The sequence below is a fragment of the Microbacterium sp. USHLN186 genome (assembly GCF_037145155.1).
Taxonomy (GTDB): domain Bacteria; phylum Actinomycetota; class Actinomycetes; order Actinomycetales; family Microbacteriaceae; genus Microbacterium.
The window spans coordinates 1-21,391 of the sequence record NZ_JBBCYA010000006.1 but is presented as its reverse complement, the minus strand read 5'-3'; the positions used below and the strand labels follow the sequence as shown (position 1 = coordinate 21,391).

General features: G+C 69.4%; 24 protein-coding genes and 3 tRNA genes. 9 read left to right on the top strand and 18 right to left on the bottom strand.

Annotated features, from left to right (window positions below):
- Positions 1-15 precede the first annotated feature (15 nt).
- The gene (locus WFG93_RS11910) at positions 16-1,860 is read left to right on the top strand and encodes a DUF2207 domain-containing protein (protein ID WP_336646553.1); all 1,845 of its coding nucleotides are present in this window, start codon (positions 16-18) and stop codon (positions 1,858-1,860) included.
- A 27-nt stretch (positions 1,861-1,887) separates the two neighbouring features.
- Here WFG93_RS11910 and WFG93_RS11905 read toward each other — a convergent pair whose 3' ends face one another.
- The 10 genes from WFG93_RS11905 to hpt form a co-directional block, all read right to left on the bottom strand.
- Positions 1,888-2,586, bottom strand: a complete 699-nt coding sequence (locus WFG93_RS11905; RefSeq protein ID WP_336646552.1) for a DUF2520 domain-containing protein — start codon at positions 2,584-2,586, stop codon at positions 1,888-1,890.
- Complete coding sequence (locus tag WFG93_RS11900; protein WP_336646551.1) at positions 2,583-4,262, bottom strand: PH domain-containing protein; 1,680 nt, start codon at positions 4,260-4,262, stop codon at positions 2,583-2,585. The genes WFG93_RS11905 and WFG93_RS11900 overlap by 4 nt, the downstream gene beginning before the upstream one ends.
- Positions 4,259-4,756 (bottom strand): PH domain-containing protein, encoded by a 498-nt coding sequence (locus WFG93_RS11895; protein ID WP_336646723.1) that lies wholly within the window; start codon positions 4,754-4,756, stop codon positions 4,259-4,261. The genes WFG93_RS11900 and WFG93_RS11895 overlap by 4 nt, the downstream gene beginning before the upstream one ends.
- Positions 4,757-4,943: 187 nt before the next feature.
- Positions 4,944-5,408, bottom strand: a complete 465-nt coding sequence (locus WFG93_RS11890; RefSeq protein ID WP_336646550.1) for a DUF3180 family protein — start codon at positions 5,406-5,408, stop codon at positions 4,944-4,946.
- Positions 5,405-5,944 (bottom strand): 2-amino-4-hydroxy-6-hydroxymethyldihydropteridine diphosphokinase, encoded by a 540-nt coding sequence (gene folK / locus WFG93_RS11885; RefSeq protein ID WP_336646549.1) that lies wholly within the window; start codon positions 5,942-5,944, stop codon positions 5,405-5,407. Before folK ends, WFG93_RS11890 begins: the two co-directional genes overlap by 4 nt.
- The gene (gene folB, locus WFG93_RS11880) at positions 5,944-6,312 is read right to left on the bottom strand and encodes a dihydroneopterin aldolase (RefSeq protein WP_336646548.1); all 369 of its coding nucleotides are present in this window, start codon (positions 6,310-6,312) and stop codon (positions 5,944-5,946) included. Before folB ends, folK begins: the two co-directional genes overlap by 1 nt.
- Before the next feature lies 1 nt (position 6,313).
- Entirely contained in the window at positions 6,314-7,108 is a 795-nt protein-coding gene (folP, locus tag WFG93_RS11875; RefSeq protein ID WP_336646547.1) for a dihydropteroate synthase, read from the bottom strand.
- Complete coding sequence (folE, locus tag WFG93_RS11870) at positions 7,108-7,737, bottom strand: GTP cyclohydrolase I (RefSeq protein WP_336646546.1); 630 nt, start codon at positions 7,735-7,737, stop codon at positions 7,108-7,110. Before folE ends, folP begins: the two co-directional genes overlap by 1 nt.
- 1 nt (position 7,738) lies before the next feature.
- Positions 7,739-9,745: an ATP-dependent zinc metalloprotease FtsH gene (ftsH, locus tag WFG93_RS11865; RefSeq protein ID WP_336646545.1), complete on the bottom strand. Its 2,007-nt coding sequence runs from the start codon at positions 9,743-9,745 to the stop codon at positions 7,739-7,741.
- Positions 9,746-9,844: 99 nt separating this feature from the next.
- Entirely contained in the window at positions 9,845-10,396 is a 552-nt protein-coding gene (gene hpt, locus WFG93_RS11860) for a hypoxanthine phosphoribosyltransferase (RefSeq protein WP_336646544.1), read from the bottom strand.
- 81 nt (positions 10,397-10,477) lie between these two features.
- Here hpt and WFG93_RS11855 point away from each other — a divergent pair, with 81 nt between their 5' ends.
- A complete protein-coding gene (locus WFG93_RS11855) occupies positions 10,478-10,990 on the top strand; it encodes a DUF937 domain-containing protein (RefSeq protein ID WP_336646543.1) in 513 nt (170 codons plus the stop codon).
- Positions 10,991-10,998: 8 nt separating this feature from the next.
- Here WFG93_RS11855 and tilS read toward each other — a convergent pair whose 3' ends face one another.
- From tilS to WFG93_RS11840, 3 genes are read right to left on the bottom strand one after another with little or no spacing between them, the layout of a single operon-like run.
- Positions 10,999-11,994, bottom strand: a complete 996-nt coding sequence (gene tilS / locus WFG93_RS11850) for a tRNA lysidine(34) synthetase TilS (protein WP_336646542.1) — start codon at positions 11,992-11,994, stop codon at positions 10,999-11,001.
- A gap of 15 nt (positions 11,995-12,009) precedes the next feature.
- The gene (locus tag WFG93_RS11845; protein WP_336646541.1) at positions 12,010-12,777 is read right to left on the bottom strand and encodes a 3-hydroxybutyrate dehydrogenase; all 768 of its coding nucleotides are present in this window, start codon (positions 12,775-12,777) and stop codon (positions 12,010-12,012) included.
- Complete coding sequence (locus tag WFG93_RS11840; protein WP_336646540.1) at positions 12,774-14,138, bottom strand: MFS transporter; 1,365 nt, start codon at positions 14,136-14,138, stop codon at positions 12,774-12,776. The genes WFG93_RS11845 and WFG93_RS11840 overlap by 4 nt, the downstream gene beginning before the upstream one ends.
- 143 nt (positions 14,139-14,281) lie before the next feature.
- On the opposite strand from WFG93_RS11840, the gene WFG93_RS11835 reads away from it, so the two are divergent.
- Together WFG93_RS11835 and ppa are read left to right on the top strand one after the other, a co-directional pair.
- Complete coding sequence (locus tag WFG93_RS11835) at positions 14,282-15,223, top strand: LysR family transcriptional regulator (protein ID WP_336646539.1); 942 nt, start codon at positions 14,282-14,284, stop codon at positions 15,221-15,223.
- 44 nt (positions 15,224-15,267) lie between these two features.
- The gene (gene ppa, locus WFG93_RS11830) at positions 15,268-15,759 is read left to right on the top strand and encodes an inorganic diphosphatase (protein ID WP_336646538.1); all 492 of its coding nucleotides are present in this window, start codon (positions 15,268-15,270) and stop codon (positions 15,757-15,759) included.
- A 103-nt stretch (positions 15,760-15,862) separates the two neighbouring features.
- On the opposite strand, the gene WFG93_RS11825 is transcribed toward ppa, so the two are convergent.
- Positions 15,863-17,224: a M23 family metallopeptidase gene (locus WFG93_RS11825; RefSeq protein ID WP_336646537.1), complete on the bottom strand. Its 1,362-nt coding sequence runs from the start codon at positions 17,222-17,224 to the stop codon at positions 15,863-15,865.
- A 307-nt stretch (positions 17,225-17,531) separates the two neighbouring features.
- Here WFG93_RS11825 and WFG93_RS11820 point away from each other — a divergent pair.
- The 3 genes from WFG93_RS11820 to WFG93_RS11810 all read left to right on the top strand — a co-directional run bounded on the left by WFG93_RS11820 (position 17,532) and on the right by WFG93_RS11810 (position 17,847).
- Positions 17,532-17,604 (top strand) — tRNA-Glu (locus tag WFG93_RS11820).
- A 26-nt stretch (positions 17,605-17,630) separates the two neighbouring features.
- A tRNA-Asp gene (locus tag WFG93_RS11815) sits at positions 17,631-17,704 on the top strand.
- Positions 17,705-17,774: 70 nt separating this feature from the next.
- A tRNA-Phe gene (locus WFG93_RS11810) sits at positions 17,775-17,847 on the top strand.
- A gap of 80 nt (positions 17,848-17,927) precedes the next feature.
- On the opposite strand, the gene WFG93_RS11805 is transcribed toward WFG93_RS11810, so the two are convergent.
- A complete protein-coding gene (locus tag WFG93_RS11805; protein ID WP_336646536.1) occupies positions 17,928-19,118 on the bottom strand; it encodes an ATP-binding protein in 1,191 nt (396 codons plus the stop codon).
- A 274-nt stretch (positions 19,119-19,392) separates the two neighbouring features.
- On the opposite strand from WFG93_RS11805, the gene WFG93_RS11800 reads away from it, so the two are divergent.
- Both WFG93_RS11800 and WFG93_RS11795 read left to right on the top strand, forming a co-directional pair.
- Complete coding sequence (locus WFG93_RS11800) at positions 19,393-19,542, top strand: hypothetical protein (RefSeq protein WP_336646535.1); 150 nt, start codon at positions 19,393-19,395, stop codon at positions 19,540-19,542.
- Between the two features lie 144 nt (positions 19,543-19,686).
- Complete coding sequence (locus tag WFG93_RS11795) at positions 19,687-19,905, top strand: helix-turn-helix domain-containing protein (RefSeq protein WP_336646722.1); 219 nt, start codon at positions 19,687-19,689, stop codon at positions 19,903-19,905.
- Positions 19,906-19,911: 6 nt separating this feature from the next.
- Here the strand turns inward: WFG93_RS11795 and WFG93_RS11790 are convergent, their stop codons facing one another.
- The 3 genes from WFG93_RS11790 to WFG93_RS13995 form a co-directional block, all read right to left on the bottom strand.
- Positions 19,912-20,640, bottom strand: coding sequence for an RES domain-containing protein (locus WFG93_RS11790; RefSeq protein ID WP_336646534.1), 729 nt, complete (start codon positions 20,638-20,640; stop codon positions 19,912-19,914).
- Entirely contained in the window at positions 20,637-21,035 is a 399-nt protein-coding gene (locus WFG93_RS11785) for a hypothetical protein (protein ID WP_336646533.1), read from the bottom strand. The genes WFG93_RS11790 and WFG93_RS11785 overlap by 4 nt, the downstream gene beginning before the upstream one ends.
- 232 nt (positions 21,036-21,267) lie before the next feature.
- On the bottom strand, positions 21,268-21,390 hold the full coding sequence (locus WFG93_RS13995) for an SH3 domain-containing protein (protein WP_442928261.1): 123 nt from the start codon (positions 21,388-21,390) through the stop codon (positions 21,268-21,270).
- Position 21,391 lies beyond the last annotated feature (1 nt).

Genomic DNA, 21,391 nt, shown 5'->3' with positions numbered 1-21,391 from the left:
GGCTATCCTCGCTGCATGCCCGCTCGACCCGTCCGCGGCCGTTCGCGCGCCGTCCCCTGCACCCCTGCTCGCCCGCACGGCCTGCGTGCCGCTCTCGTTCTGCTGCCGATGCTGCTGCTCGGTCTGCTGGCCGCACTCGTCCCGGCAGCGCCGGCATCCGCCGACGTCGACGACTTCTCGTACTCGTCGTGGTCGTCGCAGTACGAGGTGTCGCTGGATGCCGAGGGGCGGGCTGTGGCGCGCATCACCGAGACCCTCGTCGCGGAATTCCCCGAGCAGGACCAGAACAAAGGGATCATCCGCGGCTACCCGCAGCGCTACCTGGGCGCGGGGCTCGACATCCGCATCGTCTCGGTCACCGACGACGCTGGCCGTCCGGTGCCGTTCGAGGTCGACACCGAGGACGACATGGTGCTCGTGCTCACCGGCACCGACGAGTACGTGCACGGCCGCACCACCTACGTGATCGAGTCCACCATGCGGGACTTCATGGTGCGCGGCACCGACACCGGTCGCGACGAGTTCTACTGGAACCTGCTGCCGTTGGACAGCACCCAGGACATCGCCCGCTTCGACGCGGAGATCACCTTCGCCCCTGACCTGGCGGCACAGCTCACCGGTGACGTCGCGTGCTATCAGGGCACCACCGGGCAGAAGAGCACCTGCCGGGTCGAGGGCCCCTCCTCCTCGGCGGAGGGCACGAGCTTCCGAATCGAGTCGGGCGAACGCCCGGCCGGTGACGGGGTCACCGTGGCGATCGGGTTCACACCCGGCGCCGTCACGCAGCCCGCTGCCCGGCGCCCCGACCCGGTGGCCGACTTCGCCGCTCCGATCAGCGCGGGGGCGGCGCTGGCGGCGGCGGCCGGGGTCTGGGTGGCGCTGGCCGTGCTCCGGCGGCGCCGGCGCACGGCGACCGGCATCATCGTCGCGCAGTTCGACGTGCCGGAGGAGCTGTCGCCGCTGGTGGCGGCGCCACTGATCGCCCGCAGCCAGGACCCGATCCCGGCGCAGATCGTGCATCTCGCTGTGCAGGGCGCGCTCCGTCTGGAAGAGGAGGAGGGCGGCGACCGCCCCGTGCTGCGCCTGCGTGCGCGCGACGCGGTGCGGCATCGGCTCGATCGTGCGACGCTCGACGCGCTGTTCCCAGGGGACCGGGTGGTGCGTCGCATCCCGAAGCGCAGCACCCGCTTCGCCAAGCGGATGCGGGGGCTCGCGACGAAGGGCGCCGCGCAGGCGAGGCGCAACGGGTGGCTGACGAAGGAGCGCAGCCGGGCCGCCATGGTCTTCAGCTGGGTGTCGATCGCGCTGCTCGCGATCACCGTCGTGCTGGTGGTGCTCGCGGCCCTGAAGGACCGGGACCTGCTGCCCCTGTCGGTCTTCGCCGCGATCGTCGCGGCGGTCGGCGTAGGGGTCTCGGCGATCAGCGCGTTCAGCCGGCACATCGTGCCGACCCGCGCCGGAGCCGAGCGGATCGAATACCTGCGCGGGGTGCACGAGTTCATTCGCGTGGCCGAGACCGACCGGCTGCGCATGCTGCAGTCGTACACCGGTGCCGAGCGGCGCGCCGACGGGTCAGTGGATGTCGTGCATCTCTACGAGAAGCTGCTGCCCTACGCGATGCTGCTCGGCGAGGAGCGCAGCTGGTCCAGGGTGCTCGAGACCCGCTACGCCGAGACCGCCGATGGTCCGGGATGGATGGACGTCGCCGCCGGTGTCGCGATCTCCTCGCGGCTGTCGTCGTACTCGTCGTCGATGCACAGCGCCGTCTCGTACACGCCCTCGAGCTCATCCTCGGGCGGCTCGACCGGCGGGGGCTTCTCGGGCGGCGGGGGCGGCGGCGGGTTCTCGGGCGGACGCTGAGGTCAGCCGGTCAGACCCGGTCGACGGTCAGAGCAGGGCCTGGGTGGGCGGGTCGCCGGCCTCACGCAGGGCGCGCTCGACGGTCGAGCCGACGAGCGCCGACAGGTAGCCGCCGGGGTTCTCCACGCCGATCGCGCGCAGCAGACCCGTCGCCTGCTGCACGATGGAGCGGGAGAACTCGGATGCCGTCACGATCGCCTCCGCGTAGGCGGCGCGGTCCTTCTCGGCGACGACCACCGGCTCGCAGCCCATCTCGACGGCGAGCGCCTGCGCGATCGGCAGCACGGCCGCCGGTGCGGTGACGGCAGCGAAGGCGACCTGCAGCTGACGCAGATCGATGCTCGTGCCCGTGAACGCGATCGCCGGATGCACGGCCAGCGGGATGGCGCCGCGTTCGGCGGCGGGCCGCAGTACCTCGATGCCGTAGGCGGGGTCGGTGTGCAGCACGAGCTGGCCCAGCTGCCATCCGCCGAGCTCGGCGATTCCGGCGACCAGGCCGGGCAGCTCGTCGTGCGGGACGGCGACGATCACCAGCTCGCTGCGCCGGACGACCTCCAGCGCGTCGAGTACCGGCACGTCCGGCAGCACGGCGGCGGCGCGATCGTCGTCGGAGCCGGAGGTGATACCGGTGATCGCGTGTCCCGCTCCCGCGAGAGCGGCTCCCACGACCGGACCGACGCGGCCCGCACCGAGGATTCCGACGCCCAGGCGTCCGTCGCGCGTCATGCGCCGCTCATCTCCTGCTCGCCCCAGCGGTGCGTGCGATCGCGCGTCGCAGCGAGCGCGGCCGCGCGACTGACTCCGTCGAGCAGCGCGATCGCATCGTCGCGTTCGAGCGCTGACAGGTTGCCGGTGATCGGCCCTGCCACCGAATGGATCTGTCCGCGCGCGACGCGCTGCAGCCGGTCGAGCGGACCCTGCGCGATCGAGACGCCCTGCAGGCGCGCGAGCGGGAAGACCGCGAGGCGGCGCCAGAGGAAGCCGCGGCGCAGCAGCACGGCGTGCTCGCTGAGCTGATATCCGTGCCGCCGCCATGAGAACGGCCGACGCCACGCCGCACGTCGCGGCATGGTGCGGTATGCGTCCGCGGCCGGTGCTCCCAGCACCCCGCTCTGCCAGATCTGCGCGATGCGCTCGGCGGAGAGCGCCGGCATCACCAGTCCGAGCACGCGCTCGACGTCGGCACGCCGGCCCACCGGCAGCACGATGTTGAACTGCTGGGCGCTGCCGGACTGCTGCTGTGCGGCGCTCTTGCCCGTCATCCGGTTGATCTTCACCGTCCACCATCCGAACGGGCGCCACAGCAGCGACTGCGACACCTCGACGGCGAAGATCCGCCCGGGCGGCAGCGTCTCGGTGACGGTGGTCAGGAGCCCGAAGGTGATGCGCACCCCGTCGGGCGTGGGAGCGATCGAGTAGCGCAACGACTTCGAGATCTGCGCCCAGGTGATGCCGACCACGGCGATGACGAGGGGGATGCCGATGCCGAAGGCCATTCCCGCCATGGCCAGGGCGATCGCGCCCGCGCTCTCGCCGTCGGCCGACATGCCGAGGAACAGCGCGATCACCGAGACGATGCAGATCGCGCCGAAGAAGAGCACCCATAGCACCGCCGAGACCAGCTGCGAGCCGATCAGGCGGCCGGTGGGGATCTTCACCACGCTCTCTGGGGCGACGTCTTCGAGGTCGACGCCCTCGATGAGGCCGGACACGCCGGCGTTCATCGAGCCGATGAGCTGGTCACGTCCGCTGCGGAAGGCCGCCCCGCCGGGCGCGTCGCCGGGCGCGGCCGCCGCCAGCCGCGCGTTGCGCGCTCCGGAGGCGAGGCGCAGGATGTCGGCGCGCACGGACTCGGCCTTGGGCGTGGAGAGGTATTCGAGGGGGACGTTCGCGTCGTTGCCCGCGCCGACGACCTCCAGCTTGGCGAGTCCGATGATGCGCGCGGGGAACGGCCGGGTGAGGTTGACGCCCTGCACGCGGTCGAGCGGCGCTCGCCGATGCGAGCGGAACAGCAGCCCCTTGCGCACCTCGACGTGCTCGCCGGTGATGCGGAACTGCTGGAAGCGCCACAGGAACCAGAAGACGCCGATCAGCACCAGGACGACGCCGAGCACCACCAGCAGCGCGACCAGGACGAGATCGTTGTCGAGCACCCAGTCGACGGGGTCGCCGCTCTGACCGATGTAGCCGCTCTCGGCCGGCGCGAAGGCGCCGACGATCCAGTTGATGAACTTGTCGCGCATGTTGGCGATGACGATGCCCGCGACCACCAGCAGGGCGAGGCCGCCCTTGAACAGCGGCGTGAGCGGGTGCATCCGGTGCCACTCTCCGTCGGCCAGCTCCGACGCGCCGCCATGCGGCAGGGTACCCGGGGTGACCGACGAGGGTGCGGGCGTGCTCACAGCCCGGTCCGCCGGTTCTCGGCCACCTCGATGAGCGTGTCGCGCAGCGCTTCGGCGGCGGGCTGGGCCAGCCCGGGGATCTGCACGCCGGTGCTCGCGGCGGCGGTGACCATCTTCAGCTGCGAGATGCCGAACAGGCGATCGAGCGGTCCCTGCGTGATGTCGACGAGCTGCATGCGGCCGTAGGGAACGGCGACCATTCGCTGCCACAGGATGCCGCGGCGGAACACCACGTCGTCGGCGCGCAGCATGTAGCCGAGGGCGCGCGCCTGCCGGGGCAGGATGATCAGAGTGATCAGGTCGAGGGCGATGACGAGTCCAGCCGGCACCCACACCCAGCTCTGCTCGAGCAGCGTGGTCAGCACGAGTGCCGCCACCGCGACGAGCGCGATCACGACGGCGTTCTGCACGAGCTGTGAGACGACGTAGCGCGGGGAGATCTGGTGCCAGCGTCCGTCGAGAGCGAGAGCGCCCGCACCGCGCGGCGTGCGCACGGCGGTGTAGGTGCCCGCGTCGAGCTGCGGGGGCGCCGGCGGCGCGGTGGCGACGGACGGCGCGGTGGTTGCAGGCGGCGCGGTGGTTGCAGGCGGCGCGGTGGTTGCGGCCGGCGCAGCGGCTGCGGGCGGCGCGGGGTGCGCGGCGGGGGGCGGCGGCGCCGTCGGGGGCGTGAACGGACCCGGCTCAGGGGGCATGTTCGTCGGGCTGTCGCTCATCGGGATCCTTCGGCAGAGTGCAGAACTGTTCGGCGATCAGTGCCACACCGACCAACACCGCAGCGCCGATGATGAGGGCGATCATCGCCACCACCGACCCTACCGGGGCCGGTACCGGCCGGGTGGAGAGGAACAGCAGCAGTCCCAGATCGAAGCCGGCCATGATGGCGCCGACAAGGCTGGACGCGCGGGCGAGCGTGGCCGCGCGCAGAGCCCGGAACGGGTCGATGCGGTGTCCGTCGCGCACGCTGCGGCGCACCGGCCAGGCGAGCAGGAACACCGCCAGCGCGATGAGCAGCAGCAGCACGGGCAGATACGCCGACGGGGTGAAGGTGGCCCGCCCGGTCACCGTGAGCATGTGATCGAACCCGAATCCGGCGCCGGTCGCGAGCAGGACCAGCACGAGCAGCACGCCCGGCGAGGTGCGCTTCACGACCTGTCCGCCGCCCGCAGGCCGCGCACCAGGTCGTCGACCCTGCCGTGACCGGGCAGCACGGCATCCGGATCGAGGCTCAGCCACGGTTCGAGCACGAACAGCCGCTCCGCAGCGCGCGGATGCGGCACCCGCAGATGCTCGGCGTCGCTGTGGAAGTCACCGTAGGCGATGAGATCGAGATCCAGCGTACGATCGCCCCACCGCTCCAGCCGTACTCGGCCCTGCTCCTCCTCGACCGCGTGCAGCATGCCCAGCAGCACCTGGGGAGCCAGCCGCGTGGTCATCAGCGCCACGGCGTTGAGGTACGGCGGCGCCTGCGGATCGGGCCCGTCCGGCTTGATCGCGACGGTCTCGATCGGGTCGGACATGACGAAGTCCGAGACCAACGGCAGCCGAGCCAGCCGCGCGCCGGCGGCGCGCAGCATCTCCCCGCGGTCGCCCTCGTTCGAGCCGAGCGCGATGACCGCGACCTCCGGCTCGCGCCCGGGGCGCGGGTCGGGCAGATCGGTGAGATGCGTGAGGCGGCGGTCCATCACGGCCGTCCACGGCGGATCGTGACCGCGACATCGCGGAAGCTCTGCGCGATCGGCGCGTGCGGCTTGTGCACGGTCACCGCGACGGTCCGCACACGCGGATCGGCGAGCGCGGCGTCGGCGACCCGCTGTGCGAGGGTCTCGACGAGATCCACCGGCTCGCCGGCGACGATCGCGGCCACCCGATCGGCGAGCTCGCCGTAGTGCACCGTGTCAGCAACGTCATCCGACACCGCCGCCGGTGCGAGGTCGAGGCCCAGCGTCAGATCGATCGTGAACTCCTGGCCGTCGCGGCGCTCGAAGTCGAAGACCCCGTGATGACCGAAGACGGTCAGCCCGGTGAGGGTGATCTCATCCAGTTCCTGCATCTCACTCGCCCTCCCACGCCGCGCAGACCGCCAGCGCATCGCGCGTCGCGGCGACGTCATGCACGCGCACCGCCCAGGCACCCGCGCGAGCGGCGAGTGCGCTGGTGACGGCGGTGGCGAGATCGCGGCGATGCTGGTCGACCTCGCCGCCGAGCGTGTCGGCGAGGAAGCGCTTGCGCGAGGTGCCGATCAGCACCCGGTGCCCGAGGCCGACGACCTCGTCGAGCCCGCGCAGCATCTCCCAGTTCTGCGGTCCGGACTTCGCGAAGCCGATCCCCGGGTCGAGGATCACGCGGGAGGGGGCGATGCCGGACTCGGCGGCGGCGGTCACCCGAGCGCGCAGCTCGGCGGCCACCTCGCGCGCGATCCGGACGTACTGCGCGCGGGCGTACATCTCGTCCGAGGGGCCGCGCCAGTGGCCGATCGCGATGTCGGCGTCGAGGTCGGCGACGACTGCCATCATCCGCTCGTCGGCGAGGCCGCCCGAAACGTCGTTGACGATGCGCGAGCCGGCGCGCACCGCGGCGGCGGCGGTGTCGGCGTTCAGCGTGTCGATGGAGGTCGGGATGCCGTCGGCGGTGAGCGCTTCGATCACCGGCAGGATCCGGCGCTGCTCCTCGGCGCTGCCGATCCGCTGCGCGCCGGGGCGGGTGGACTCACCGCCGACGTCGATGACGCTCGCGCCCTGCGCGCGCATCAGCCGCGCGCGCGCCACCGCGTCGTCGAGCGCGAGGTAGCGTCCGCCGTCGCTGAAGGAGTCGGGCGTGATGTTGAGGATGCCCCAGATGCCCGCCATCAGCCCTGGGCTCCTACGCCTGTCGAATGGGTCCCTGAGCCTGTCGAAGGGTGACCGATCAGCGCGATCAGCTCCGCGCGCGCCGCGGGTTCGGCGAGCTCGGCCCGGGCGGCGATCGTGAGCGTGGTCGAGACCGGCTGGGTCCCGCCGCGCATGGTCACGCAGCCGTGCGCGGCGTCGAGCACGACCAGGACGCCGCGCGTGTCGAGGTTCTCGGCGATGGCATCCGCAATCTGCTCGCCCAGCCGCTCCTGCACCTGCGGGCGGGCGGCGAGCGTCTCGACCACCTTCACCAGCGCGCCGAGGCCGACGACCTGTTCGCCGGGCAGGTAGGCGATGTGCGCGACGCCCGCGAAGGGCAGCAGGTGGTGCTCGCACACCGAGCGGAAGCGGATGTCACGCAGCAGCACCGCGCCCGAGGGCAGGGTGTCCGGGGCCGGGCCGCGCGACACACTGATGGTGCGGGCGAGATGGCCGGCGGGATCCTCGCCGACACCGGCGAAGAACTCGGTGTACAGCTGCGCCATCCGAGCGGGGGTCTGCGTGAGACCCGGTCGATCGGGATCCTCGCCGATCGCCTCGAGCAGCTCGCGGGTGAGCCGCTCGACACGCGCCCTGTCGACGCTCACGTCACGCCGTCGCCGGTCGGGCCTGTCCGCCGGTGGCGGGCGCCGCGGATGAGCGGACGATCCCCGTGTTGGCGGCGGTGGTGGCGGCGGCGGCATCCTCGATGCGCCGCGGCACCGCGATCGGGGGCAGGCTCGACACCGGACGCTCCTCGCTGGAGAGCCACTGCGGGCGCTCGGGCAGCTTGCGCACGTCGGTGAAGATCTCCGCGATGCGGTGGTGGTCGAGGGTCTCCTCCTCGAGCAGCGCCAGCGCGAGGCGGTCGAGGATGTCGCGATTCTCGCTGATCACCTTGTACGCCTCATTGTGCGCCTGCTCGATCAGCGCGCGCACCTCGGCGTCGACGCGCTCGGCGATCTTCTCGGAATACTCGCGTCCGCGACCCATGTCACGGCCGGCGAAGGGCTCGCCGCCCTCGGAGCCGAGCTTGACCGGGCCGAGCTGCGTGGTCATGCCGTACTCGATGACCATCTTGCGAGCGATGCTGGTGGCCTTCTCGATGTCGTTCGATGCGCCGGTGGTGGGGTCGTGGAAGACCAGCTCTTCGGCGACGCGACCGCCCATGGCGTAGGTCAGCTGATCCTGCAGCTCATTGCGGGTGACGGAGTACTTGTCGTCGAGTGGCATGACCATCGTGTACCCGAGCGCCTTGCCGCGCGGCAGGATCGTGATCTTCGTGACGGGGTCGGTGTAGTTCATCGCCGCCGCTGCGAGGGCGTGCCCGCCTTCGTGGTAGGCGGTGATGAGCTTCTCCTTGTCCTTCATGACGCGGGTGCGACGTTGCGGGCCGGCGATGACGCGGTCGATCGCCTCGTCGAGGGCGCGGTTGTCGATCAGCTGCGCGTTCGAGCGCGCGGTCAGCAGAGCAGCCTCGTTGAGGACGTTGGCGAGGTCAGCCCCGGTGAAGCCGGGCGTCTTGCGCGCGACGACCTCGAGGTCGACGGACTGCGCGAGCGGCTTGCCTTTCGCGTGCACCTCGAGGATCTGCTGGCGGCCCTTCATGTCGGGCGCGTCGACGCCGATCTGCCGGTCGAAGCGACCGGGGCGCAGCAGAGCGGGGTCGAGGATGTCGGGGCGGTTCGTGGCTGCGATGACGATGACGTTCGCGTTCGGATCGAAACCGTCCATCTCGACGAGCATCTGGTTCAGCGTCTGCTCGCGCTCGTCGTTGCCGCCGCCCATGCCGGCACCCCGGTGACGGCCGACGGCGTCGATCTCATCGATGAAGATGATGGCGGGAGCGTTTTCCTTGGCCTGGTTGAACAGGTCGCGCACGCGGGAGGCACCCACGCCCACGAACATCTCGACGAAGTCGGACCCGGAGATCGAGTAGAAGGGCGCTCCGGCCTCACCGGCCACCGCGCGGGCGAGCAGGGTCTTTCCCGTTCCGGGAGGGCCGTACAGCAGCACGCCCTTCGGGATGCGGGCTCCGATCGCCTGGAACTTGGCCGGATCCTGCAGGAACTCCTTGATCTCGTGCAGTTCCTCGATCGCCTCCTCGGCGCCGGCGACGTCGGCGAAGGTGACGGTCGGCGTCTCCTTGCTGACCAGCTTCGCCTTCGATTTGCCGAACTGCATGACCTTGCTGCCGCCGCCCTGCATCGACGACAGCAGCCACCAGAACAGCAGTCCCAGCAGCACCAGCGGCAGCAGCAGCGAGAGGAAGCCGTCGAACCAGGTGGCGCGCGGCACGACGTCGGTCGTGTCCTTCGCCTTGATCTTGGCGGAGTCGATGGCGTCGACGACCTGGTCGGCGCGGGCCTGGACGTAGTAGAACTGCACGTTCTTCGCACCCTCGAACTCCTTCGAGAGCGCGAGGTCGACCCGCTGGTCGCCGTCGGTGTTGACGGCCTTGGTCACGGTGTCGCCGTCGAGCAGCTCGAGGCCCTGCTGCACCGTGATCTGCTTGGGTGCCGACAGGTTCGAGATCAGCAGGAAACCGGCGAAGAGCAGCACGCCGATCAGCGCCACATAGATCAGCGGGTTGCGGGAGACCTTCTTGACATCCATGATGCGTTCAGCGTACCGCCCGGGCGTTAGGCGGCCGCTGTGCGTTCACCCATGGCGTACCCTTCGGCAGGCTCAGGGACCGCCCCTCGCGACGGGCCCTCAGCTGTACACGTGCGGGGCGAGCACCGCCACGTCGCGCAGGTTGCGGTAGCTCTCGGCGTAGTCGAGTCCGTATCCGACGACGAACTCGGTGGGGATGTCGAAGCCGACGTACTTGCAGTCGATGTGCACCTTGGCTGCGTCGGGCTTGCGCAGCATCGCCAGCACCTCGATCGAGGCCGCTCCGCGCGAGGCGAAGTTCTCCAGCAGCCAGCTCAGCGTGAGGCCGGAGTCGATGATGTCCTCGACGATCAGGACGTGGCGTCCGTGGAGGTCGGTGTCGAGGTCCTTGCGGATCTGCACCACTCCGCTCGACTTGGTGCTCGCGCCGTAGCTCGACACGGCCATCCAGTCCATCGGCGCGTCCATGGGCAGGCGGCGCGCGAAGTCGGCCATCACCATCACCGCGCCCTTGAGCACCCCCACCAGCAGCAGATCCTTGCCGGCGTAGTCGGTCGCCACGCGAGCGGCGAGCTCTTCGAGCTTCGCGTGGATCTCCTCCTCGGTGACGAGGATGTCGGTGAGGTCTTGCTCGATGTCAGCAGCGCGCATGCATCGATTTTAGGTCGATCGCCGAGGGCATCCGCACTACTGTGAGCGGGGAGCGGGTGCGCGCCCGCGGGGAAGGAACACATGAACCTCGACGAGATCCTCACCCAGGTGCCGATCGACGACATCGCCCAGCGCTTCGGCGTGAGCCACGAGGTGGCGCGGCAGGCGGTGCGCGAGGGCGGCGCCACGCTGCTCGGCGGCCTGTCGAAGAACGCCGAGACCGCGGGCGGTTCGGCTGCCATCGAGAAGGCGCTGCAGCGGCACGGCGGGTCCGCCGGTGCGCAGAAGGTCGACGACGTCGACGAAGCCGACGGCGAGAAGATCGTGAAGCACGTCCTGGGCGACCGCAAGGGCGAGGTGACCGAGAAGCTCAACACCTCCGAGAAGACCGCGGGCGGCATCGACTTCGGCAAGCTGCTGCCCATCCTCGCGCCCATCATCATGGGCATCCTCGCCAACCGCACCAAGAAGGGTGGCGGAGGGGGTCTGAGCGACATCCTCGGCGGGCTGCTGGGCGGTTCCGGTGGATCCTCGAGCGGTGGTCTGGGCGGCCTCGGCGACGTCCTGGGCGGACTTTTCGGCGGCCGCCGCTAGCGCTGCCGTCAGCGCTGCCGGGCAGCGAACACGATCCGCCCTCCCGCGCGGGTCGCCGTGCATCCGGGCAGGTCGATGGGTCCCTGCCCCGACCAGTCCGTTGCCAGCCGCGCCACCTCGAGGGTCTGCGTGCGCGTGAGGCCCACCCCGAACTCGCTGTCGACGACGAGGCGGATCACGCGATTGCGCAGCGCCGCCGGGTTCGCCGCCAGGGCGGCGGCGCTGACCGAGATCCCCGCCTCGGCGTGCTCGACGATGTCCTCGATCGTCTCGTGGATCATCTCGTCGAACGCCTCCGCGTCCTCGCGCAGCTGCTCCGCCGTGCGCGCCAGCGCTTCGGCGATGCCGGGCCCCAGCTCGGCCTCGAGCACGGGCAGCACGCGCCTGCGCGCACGCACCCGCGCGTAGCGGTCGTCGAGATTGTGCGGGTCGTCCCAGACGGGCAGGTCGGACGCCGCGCAGAACGCACGCGTGGTCTCCCGCCGCACCCCGAGCAGCGGCCGCACCCACTGCAGACCGCTCGCATCCGCTGACACCGCGGCCATGCCCTGCAGGCTGGCGGCGCCGGAGCCGCGGGCGAGGCCCAGCAGCACCGTCTCCGCCTGGTCGTCGAGGGTCTGCCCGAGCAGCACGGCGTTCGCGCCCTGCTCGCGCGCGACCGCCGCCAGCGCGCCGCGCCGGGCGTCGCGGGCGGCGGCCTCCGGCCCGTCCGGATGCCGGGCATCGACGTGCACCCGGCGCACGATGCCCTCGACACCGAGTGCGGCCGCCTGCTGCGCGGCGCGCGCCGCGACGGCATCCGATCCGTCCTGCAGTCCGTGATCGACGATGACCGCGACGACGCGGATGCCGAGCTTCGCCGCCTCGAACGCGGAGGCGGCGGTGAGCGCGAGAGAGTCCGCGCCGCCGGAGAGCCCCACGACGACGGGCTCTGCGATCAGCGGGGCCAGGGCGAGGCGGACGGCGCGGCGGACTTCGGCGACGGCGGGAGCGAGCGAGGGCACGTCCTTCACGCTACTTCAGCGCGCCGACCACCCGCCGTCCATCGTGTAGCTCGCCCCGGTCACCATGGCCGCCTCGTCCGAGGCGAGCCAGGCCACCAGCGATGCGACCTCGTCCGGCTCGACCAGGCGCTTGATCGCGCTCTCGGTGAGCATGACCTCGGCGAGCACCTCGTGCTCGGCGATGCCGTGCACGCGCGCCTGCTCGGCCACCTGGTGCTCGACCAGGGGGGTGCGCACGTACCCGGGGTTGACGCAGTTGCTGGTGACCCCGTGCGCGCCGCCCTCCAGAGCGGTGGCTTTCGAGAGCCCCTCCAGGCCGTGCTTCGCCGCCACGTACGCGGACTTGAACGGCGATGCGCGCAGCCCATGCACCGACGAGACGTTCACCACCCGGCCGTACTCGCGCCGGTACATGCCCGGCAGCGCGGCGCGGATCAGCAGGAACGGCACCTCGAGCATCAGGGTGAGCATGCGCCGGAACTGGGCGGGATCGAAGTCCTCGATCGGGCTGATGTGCTGCACGCCCGCGTTGTTGACGAGGATGTCGGTGCGCTCGAGCGCGTGCACGAGGTCCGGATGCGAAAGGGCGTCCGGTGCGAGCAGGTCGACGGCGATCGCGGAGCCGCTCACCGTGGTGGCCACCTGCTCGGCCGCCTCGGCGTCGCGGTCGACGACGGTCACGTGCGCACCGCGGGCGGCGAGCGCGGTGGCGATCGCCGCGCCGATGCCGCTGGCACCGCCGGTGACCAGCGCACGCCGCGCGGACAGACTTCCCCCGCTCATCGGCTCACCGTCACCGGCAGGCCGTGGCGGCGTGCATCGGCTTCGTCGACCTCGGTGAGCGAGATGCCGCGCGTCTCGCGCAGGGTGAGCACCGCGACGGCGGTGATCGCGCACGCGATCGCCACGTACACCGCGACCGGCAGCCACGAGCGGAACTCCTGCAGCAGAGCGGTCGCGATGATCGGGGCCAGCGAGCCGGCGATGATCGAGGTCACCTGGTAGCCCAGCGAGACGCCCGAGTAGCGCATCCGGGTCGGGAACATCTCGGCCATGATGGCGGGCTGGCCGGCGTACATCAGTGCGTGGAAGATCAGGCCGATGGTCACGGCGGCGATGATGACGAACGGGTTGAGCGTGTCGAACATCGGGAAGGCGAAGAAGGCCCAGGTCGCGCCGAGCACGGCACCGGCCAGGTACACCGGCTTGCGCCCGAGCGCGTCCGAGAGGCGTCCGACCTGTGGGATCACCAGGAAGTGCACCACGTGTGCGACGAGCAGGGCGAGCAGCAGCTGGCTGGTGTCGTAGTCGTGCACGCTCTTCAGGTAGACGATCGTGAAGGACACGATGATGTAGTAGATGATGTTCTCGGCGAAGCGCAGGCCCATCGCGCCGAAGATCCCGCGCGGGTACTTCTTCACGACCTCGAGTACGCCATAGCCGGCGGCCTTGTCTGCCTCGACCTGCGCGCGCGCTTCGAGGAAGATCGGCGCCTCGCTCACGTGCGTGCGGATGTAGTAGCCGATGACCACGACGATCGCCGAGGCCCAGAACGCCACGCGCCAGCCCCAGCCCTGGAACTGCTCGACCGGCAGCGCCCACGACATCCCCAGCAGGATCAGCGTCGCGAGCAGGTTGCCGACGGGCACCGCCGCCTGCGGCCAGCTCGACCAGAACCCTCGGGAGCGGTCGGGGCTGTGCTCGGCGACCAGCAGCACCGCCCCTCCCCACTCGCCGCCCACGGCGAAGCCCTGCACGAAGCGCAGGATCACCAGCAGTGCCGGCGCCCAGTAGCCGATGGCCGCGAAGCCGGGCAGGCAGCCCATCAGGAACGTTGCGACGCCGACCAGGATGATCGTGATCTGCAGCGTGTGCTTGCGGCCCAGGCGATCGCCGATCTGACCGAACACGATGCCGCCGAGCGGGCGGGCGAGGAAGCCGACCGCATAGGTGAGGAAGGCGGCGATGATGCCATCGAGCTCGGTACCGGCTTCGGGAAAGAAGAAGGTGCCGAAGATCAGGGACGCGGCCGTGGCGTAGAGGAAGAACTCGTACCACTCCACCACGGTGCCGACCATCGATGCGGCGACGATCTTCTTCAGACCGGTCGCCTCCGCCGCACGGGCGGGGTCGTTCGCATGCATGCTGCACTCCTTCGTTGCGCGTTGCGGGAGGTCGTCGTCGACCCCCGGATGCCGTCCAGCGGCGTGATCGCAGTCAGTATGCCCATCGCAGACGGTGTGCATCAATGACCAGAGCGGCAGAGGGGGTGTGCACAATTGCAGATATGGATGCCCGCACACCACCCCACATCGCATCGCCCGTCGCCGCACAGCCGAACCCGCACGACCTGCTGATCCTGCTGGCGGTCGCGCGGTCGGGTCGGTACACGGTCGCCGGTGAGAGCCTGGGGCTCAACCACACCACGGTGTCGCGGCGGATCGCCGCGCTCGAGCGCGCCCTCGGCGGGCGCGCGCTCGCTCGGGGCGCGGGCGGCTGGGAGCTGACCGACCTCGGCCGACGGGCGGCGCAGGTCGCCGAGGACGTGGAGGGCGCGCTGGCCGGCATCCACGGCGACCGCTCCCCCACCGACCAGGTCGCAGGGGTGGTGCGCATCTCCGCCACAGACGGGTTCAGCGCGTTCATCATCGCCCCCGCGGTGGCCGAGCTGCGCCGACAGCATCCGCAGCTCAGCGTCGAGATCGTCAACGTCACGCGCCGCGCCCTGCAGCACCGCTCGGGACTCGACCTGGAGGTGGTCGTCGGCGAGCCGCAGGTGCACCGCGCGGAGGCGCTGCGGCTCGGTCACTACATGCTGGGCATGTACGCCGCGCGCGGGTACATCGCGGAGTTCGGCATGCCGGGCGACATCGCCGAGGTGCGCGAGCACCCGCTGGTGTACTTCGTCGACTCGATGCTGCAGGTGGACGACCTCGACGCCCCGCGGCGACTCGTGCCCGGCATGCGCGACTCGCTCAGCTCGACCAACGTGTTCGTGCACGTCGAGGCGACCCGGGCCGGCGCCGGCATCGGATTCCTGCCCTGCTTCCTCGCCGACCGGCATCCCGACCTCGTGCGCGTGCTGCCGGAGGTCTTCGCCGAGCGCCTGCCGTACTGGCTGGTGGTGCGGCAGGACGCGCTGCGTCAGCCGGCGGTCGCCGCCGTGGCTGCCGCGCTGCGCGCGCGCACCGCGGCCATGCGCGATGTGCTGCTCGGCGTCGCCAAGTAGGCTGTCTTGCGGCATCCGACCGACATCCCCGAGGAGAACAGCACATGGGCGCACACGACGCCGTCATCGAGATCCCGCGCGGCAGCCGCGTGAAGTACGAGGTCGACCACGAGACCGGCCGGGTCCACCTCGACCGCGTGCTGTACACCACCTTCGGCTATCCGGCCGACTACGGCTACTTCGACAACACGCTCGGCGAGGACGGCGATCCGCTCGACGTGCTCGTGCTGCTCGACCACGCGATCTTCCCCGGTGTCGTCGTCAACGTGCGTCCCGTCGCAGTGCTGAAGATGAGCGATGAGGCCGGCGGAGACGACAAGCTCGTCGCCGTGCTGTCGAAGGACCCGCGCTGGGCCCACATCCAGGACATCGACGACCTGCCCGAGTACACCAAGAAGGAGATCGCGCACTTCTTCGAGCACTACAAGGATCTCGAGCCCAACAAGTGGGTCAAGGTCGACGCGTGGGGCGACGCCGCCGAGGCGCAGCGCATCCTCGACGAGGCCATCGAGCGCTTCGCCGGCGAGGATCACTGACCCACGCCATCCGGGCTTGGGCCCGGCTACCGCCCGGCGTCCGCCCGGACGCAGAAGAACCCCCGGTGGCAGTACCGGGGGTTCTTCTGTCTCGGGCGGGTCGTCAGATCGCGCCGCGAGCAGCCAGGAAGTTGTACGGGTTGGTCGTGCCGCCGCCGGTGTACACCTCGAAGTGCAGGTGGCATCCCTGGGATGCGCCGGTGTTGCCGGCGTACGCGATCACCTGGCCGGCACTGACGCGCTGGCCGCCGGAGACCGCGAAGCGGGCGATGTGCGCGTAACCCGTGGCGATGCCACCGCCGTGCTGGATGCGGATGTAGTTGCCGTAGCCGCCGTTGTAGAAGGCCGCGTCCACACGGCCGGAAGCGGCGGCGTAGATCGGCGCACCGCAGCCGTTGGCGAAGTCGGTGCCGCGGTGATAGGTCGAGCGCCAGACGCCGTTCTCGAAGCGGGGTGGGCGCGGACCGTAGTGCGAGCTGATGCCGCCGCCGTGCGGACGGCGCCAGCCGCTGCCGCCGCCTCCCCCGCCTCCGCCGGAGTTCCCTCCGCCGCCACCGCCGGAGTTCCCTCCGCCACCGCCGCCGGAGTTCCCGCCGCCGCCACCGCCGGAGTTCTGCGCTGCTTGCGCGGCTGCGGCAGCCGCCTCGCGGCGCCTGCGCTCCTCCTCCTCGCGGCGACGACGCTCCTCCTCCTCGCGGCGCTTGCGCTCGCCCTCCTGGTAGGCGGCGACCGTCGCGGTGGTCTCGTCCTTCAACGCGGCCAGCTGCGCCTGCAGGGTGAGGAGGTTGGACTGCTTCTGCTCGAGCGCGGCCTGGGCGGCATCCGCTGCCTGCTGCGCCTTGATCATCTTGTCTTCGGCGATCTTCTGCAGCCGGTCGCGCTCGTCTCGAGCGGCGGATGCCTGGTTGCTGAGCGACTGCGCGTTGTCGCGCGCGGATGCCGCGCGCTCGGCGACTGTCCGGTTGTACTCGACCAGCTTGTCCATGCTGCCGAGTCGGGCCAGCAGATCGTCCGCGCCGTTCGAGGACTCGGAGAGGAACAGCTCGAGTGCAGCCTCGTCGCCGCCGCTGCGGTAGAGCTGATTCGCGACCTGACCGGCCTTGCGGGCGCTGTCATCGGCGACCTTCGCCTGCTCGTCGGCCTGAGCCTGCAGCTCCTGCGCCTTGGTCGCCTGGTCGAGGTAGGCCTGCTGGGCGACGTAGAACTCCTCGCCCGCCTGTCGTGCCTGTGCCTCTGCTGCGGCGGCCTGCTCGGTCAGGCTCTGGATCAGCGCCTCGATGCGCGTGATCTCGGAGGCCTTGGCCGCCTCGCTCGCTTTGGCGCGCTGCACGTCGTCCCAGCTCGGGTAGTCCGCGGCGTGGGCGGATGACACCGTGCCGGTGACGCCGAAGGCGCTGAGCGCCACGACGCCGAGGGCTCCGGCCGTGATGGCGCTGCGACGGGTGACCTGCGAACGCGACCACATCGTCAGTCGCTCAGCGGCAGTCGGGGCGCAGCCGCAGTCTTCCGCGGCTCGGGCAGCCGCAAGACCTTCCTCGTTCACTCGGCTCCTTCCGCCGGTTTCACAGCTGTAACAGTAACAACATCTGTCACAGCTGCACCAGGTCTGCGGTGCGGAAGGGCATGGTCGTCACTCCCCCAGGTTCGCGAGACATCTCCATCGTCCACCCGAAACGCCCGGGAGGGAAGTGGGCGCGCCCTCGATTTCGTGTTTGCGCGATGCGTCCCTTATGCTTGAGCGTCGGCAAGGGAAACCCCCAAGGAATCTCTTCGGCCCCATCGTTTAGCGGCCTAGGACGCCGCCCTTTCACGGCGGTAGCACGGGTTCGAATCCCGTTGGGGTCACTCTTCCGATACAATTGAAAAGTTATGGCCCTGTAGCGCAGTTGGTTAGCGTGCCGCCCTGTCACGGCGGAGGTCGCGGGTTCAAGTCCCGTCAGGGTCGCTCCGAGCGATGAGCCTTCTTTCGAGGAGGCTCTTCGTCTAGGGCGCGGCAGATGTCAGATGTGCCACGCGGCTCTGTAGCTCAGTTGGTAGAGCGTTCGACTGAAAATCGAAAGGTCACCGGATCGATGCCGGTCGGAGCCACACGGATCATCATTACAGTGATCCCAGAAACCCTCGCCTAGCTTCTACATGGCGGGGGTTTTGCTTTGCCCTGGCGAGGCTCACACGCTGGGCGGGGGTGGGAATGCGTCCCATCCGTCGTCGACTGCGGCCGGCTCGTCGTTCATTGACCGGATGTACTCGCCGAGGTACGGCAAGGAGAACGCCACGTAGCCGTGACCGTCGCTTCTGACGTAGCCGGTGTCGATGAGCCGCTTCTTGTAGACCTGGACGTACTGCGCCGAGACATCCATGCGCTTGACGATGTCCGAGATCTTGCTGCGCCCGGAGTCCTGAGCCATCGCCTGCACGAACTCGCGGTCCTTCTCAGAGAGGTCTTGGTAGACCCGGCTGATCACTCGGCGCTGTACGGCGGTGATCGCCTTCTCGTGCGCGACGTCGGCCGCAGCCTGATCAATGACCGCAGACCGAGGGTTGTTGCGCCAGGCGTAGTCGCCGGCGAGCTGGATCAGATACGGATAGCCCTGGGAGACCGAGATCAGCTGGTTGAGTGCGTCATGCTCGATCCGGCGGCCGCCGATGCGGATGGATTCATCCAGCACATGCCGAGTCTCTCCGGGGGTCAGCCGGCGGAAGTCCAGCTGCCGTGACCGACGGAGGAACGTGGTGTGCTCCTGCTCGAGCAGCGCGTCCAGGTCGATCTTGATACCGGCGAAGACGATCATCACGTTCGCACCAGCTTGCAGCGCATGCGAGACCTCGAGCGCGAATCGCGACAGTTCCCGCAGGCGGATCTTGCCCGAGGACACCTCGTCGATGGTGATCAGGATCCCCGCGTCAGGGCCGATGTGCTCGGACAGAGCGATCAGATCTCGGCGAAGCAGCGGCTTCGTCTGGCGGTGTCGGTCGACGTACTCCAGCTGGGCGTTGATCTGCCAGATGCCCAGACTGCTCAACCGGGTGCGCGTTGCAGGCTCCAGCGTGTCTAGCATCGCGGGGATCGTGGTCTCCATAACCCGATCCATGAGCCCCGCGCTGGCGTCATCGCTGATGACCAGCCAGCCTTCTCGGCGAGCGGCGTCCTGCAGCATCATGAGCATGGAGGTCTTGCCGGCTCCGCGAAGGCCGGAGATCAGCACCGAGTGGTTCTCGCCGAAGTCGAGCGTCTGGAAGACTCGGGTGAGTTCGTCAAGCTCGTCCTCGTGGCCACCGAAGACGAGAGGAGCGCGCCCGTAGCCGGGGGTGAAAGGGCTGCCGGCATGCGCGGCGATGCCGTTCATCTCGGCGATCACCTCTCGTTTCGTATTTATTTCTATTTACTTGACGATACCGTATGTAATTCGCAGTGACGATGACGGCGTCCGCAAGCGTTCTTGCGATGGTCCGCGCGCCCTCCGGATAGAGATCTATCGGAGCGGGTGCATCCGGCTGTCAGAGCTCGCGGGGACGAGCGGTGCAGGATGTCAGACGCGCGGTGTGCGCACTCTCTGGGGGATCCCGTACTCAAGAAGGGCTCGTCCGCGCACGGAGTTCGTGGGTTCCACGGCATCCAGCACCCCATGGTCGATGCCCGAGCAGTTCAAGGACAGAGATGACGTTCTCGAAGCGGACGCTGCCTTCGCCGTTCTCGATGTTTCAAAGAGTGCCGCGAGTGATGCCCGCACGCATGGCGAAGATCTGGGTCGCGAGTCGCTGAGCTTTCCGCAATATCCGTAGACTCCCGCCTTTGCGGTCAGCATATCCACCACAGAAGCAGATAACGGTTGCTATACCAGTCATTACTGCAGTGGCCGAACGGCTCATCTCTAGGTACGAGTCCCCTGGCGTCAGGCACGGACGTCTTCGGCAGCGGCAGCGCACATCGGCTCTCTCATCAGCGCAGAGCGCAAGAAGTGCTCGATGCGTGTCGACGAGCTCGCCGTCGCCAGCAAGATCGACTCGTCGAACATCCGCGGCTACGAGGCCGGCCGAGCGATGATGAACGTGCACTCGCTCGTTCGGATCGCCGAGGCGCTAGGCGTCGATGCGGGCGTGCTGCTGGAGGGCGTCAGCTCAGCGATTTTCACTCAGGAGCGGTGAGCGCGGTCAGTCCTCTGTCCACCGGAGACCAAACCGGGCGAATGCGTCGAGCAGCTCGGGAAGTCCCGGGACAACACGGCGAGCAGTATCGGCTGGGCTGATCTTCCCGCTCTGAGGACCATCATCGGCACGCTCGAAGATGGCCCACACGCGGATGTCGTCTCCATGACGCGACTGGAACCTCACCCCGTGGACTGCAGGGCCGTCATTGACGTGAAGGTCGTAGAGCCACCTGGCGATCGAACGAGTCAGCTCGCGGTCGCGGGCATCTTTCAGCAACGCGGCGTCCATGTCGCTGGGCGAAAGGCCGTGGCGACCGAGCGGGTAGGACGTGATGAGGGCGGAGAGACTGCGCGAGTGCGTGATGAAGCAGTAGCGGCCCGTCTGTCTCGCGGAGCCGTACAGGCGCCCGTTCAACCAGGAGTATCCGACGACGCCCGCCGGCGCATTCGGGAACTGCTCGATCGTCCCGTCGTCTTCGATCTCGTCGAGCGCCGCCAGTACGACGGTGCTGGGGCGGAAACGGGCAAGCAGCTCGAGGAAACAACCCAAGAGGCTGTCGGCCGTATAGAGGGTCCGGAAGTGGCCGAGTTGATCATCCCAGCGACCTCCGAAGAGACCATTGTCGTCGGCGTACTGCCACGGTACCCACGACCACGCGCCGGGCTCATGACCCACATGCCAGACGTCGCCGAGACCGTCTGCGACCTCGATCTCGAGTTCGTCCAACGTCATCCGATGTACGCGAACGACTTCGCCGCGGCGATGACTTCGCGGGCATCCTTGAGAGGATCGCCCTCACGCAGCAGCTGGGCCGGAGCCTGGTCATTCAGAGCCGGGTTCATCCCCTTGAACCAGGACTGGACCGTGGAGGTGTCGTACCGCTCGCGCAGGAGAGCTGCTGCATAGAACGCGTGGCGCAGCCGCTCGCGGTCCACCTCTCCAGGCTCACCGGCACCGTCTGCCCACGACGTGACCGAACGTGCGGCCTTGACGCCTCCGATGTACGCAACCAGCCGAACGCCGATCAATTCCCGAAGCTGCACAATCAGCTCAGCGAAGGGAAGCCTGATCGAGTCTTCGTAAGCCCGCAGGCCAGGTCGCTGGTCGGAGGAGATCGCGGTGCTCATAAATCAACTCTACGCCGAAATGCGCTGTAAAGGTACGGTATAAATGCACCTAGAAATGCAGCAATGGTGGTGCCGATCAGCCACTGAACGAGTCGTCGACGAGCGCCTGAACCGCGTGGGAAACGTCAGTGAAGCGCCCCTCGCGGATCGCGTGCGTCGATCTTCCTGAGCCGAGGTCGATCACACGTCCAATGTTCCGGAGCCCCGCCTCAGCGGCGACGCGGTCTCGGCATCAGAGCGCCGCCAGATAGTCCTTGTGCACCCAGCCGGTCTTTCCGGCATACGTCACCTTGTGCCAAGAACCGCTCGAAGCGAGGATCTTGCCGACGCTCTTGCCCTTCGGAATCGTCAGCAAC

Coding starts and splice junctions, on each gene's coding strand:
- folB (WP_336646548.1), bottom strand. CDS start 6,312: ATGCAGGAACTGGATGAGATCACCCTCACCGGGCTGACCGTCTTCGGT.
- WFG93_RS11835 (WP_336646539.1), top strand. CDS start 14,282: ATGGATGCCCGCACACCACCCCACATCGCATCGCCCGTCGCCGCACAG.
- hpt (WP_336646544.1), bottom strand. CDS start 10,396: ATGCGCGCTGCTGACATCGAGCAAGACCTCACCGACATCCTCGTCACC.
- folP (WP_336646547.1), bottom strand. CDS start 7,108: ATGGCGGGCATCTGGGGCATCCTCAACATCACGCCCGACTCCTTCAGC.
- WFG93_RS11855 (WP_336646543.1), top strand. CDS start 10,478: ATGAACCTCGACGAGATCCTCACCCAGGTGCCGATCGACGACATCGCC.
- WFG93_RS11840 (WP_336646540.1), bottom strand. CDS start 14,138: ATGCATGCGAACGACCCCGCCCGTGCGGCGGAGGCGACCGGTCTGAAG.
- ftsH (WP_336646545.1), bottom strand. CDS start 9,745: ATGGATGTCAAGAAGGTCTCCCGCAACCCGCTGATCTATGTGGCGCTG.
- folK (WP_336646549.1), bottom strand. CDS start 5,944: ATGGACCGCCGCCTCACGCATCTCACCGATCTGCCCGACCCGCGCCCC.
- WFG93_RS11845 (WP_336646541.1), bottom strand. CDS start 12,777: ATGAGCGGGGGAAGTCTGTCCGCGCGGCGTGCGCTGGTCACCGGCGGT.
- WFG93_RS11790 (WP_336646534.1), bottom strand. CDS start 20,640: ATGACGTTGGACGAACTCGAGATCGAGGTCGCAGACGGTCTCGGCGAC.
- WFG93_RS11825 (WP_336646537.1), bottom strand. CDS start 17,224: ATGTGGTCGCGTTCGCAGGTCACCCGTCGCAGCGCCATCACGGCCGGA.
- WFG93_RS11800 (WP_336646535.1), top strand. CDS start 19,393: ATGCCCGAGCAGTTCAAGGACAGAGATGACGTTCTCGAAGCGGACGCT.
- WFG93_RS11910 (WP_336646553.1), top strand. CDS start 16: ATGCCCGCTCGACCCGTCCGCGGCCGTTCGCGCGCCGTCCCCTGCACC.
- WFG93_RS11785 (WP_336646533.1), bottom strand. CDS start 21,035: ATGAGCACCGCGATCTCCTCCGACCAGCGACCTGGCCTGCGGGCTTAC.
- WFG93_RS11905 (WP_336646552.1), bottom strand. CDS start 2,586: ATGACGCGCGACGGACGCCTGGGCGTCGGAATCCTCGGTGCGGGCCGC.
- ppa (WP_336646538.1), top strand. CDS start 15,268: ATGGGCGCACACGACGCCGTCATCGAGATCCCGCGCGGCAGCCGCGTG.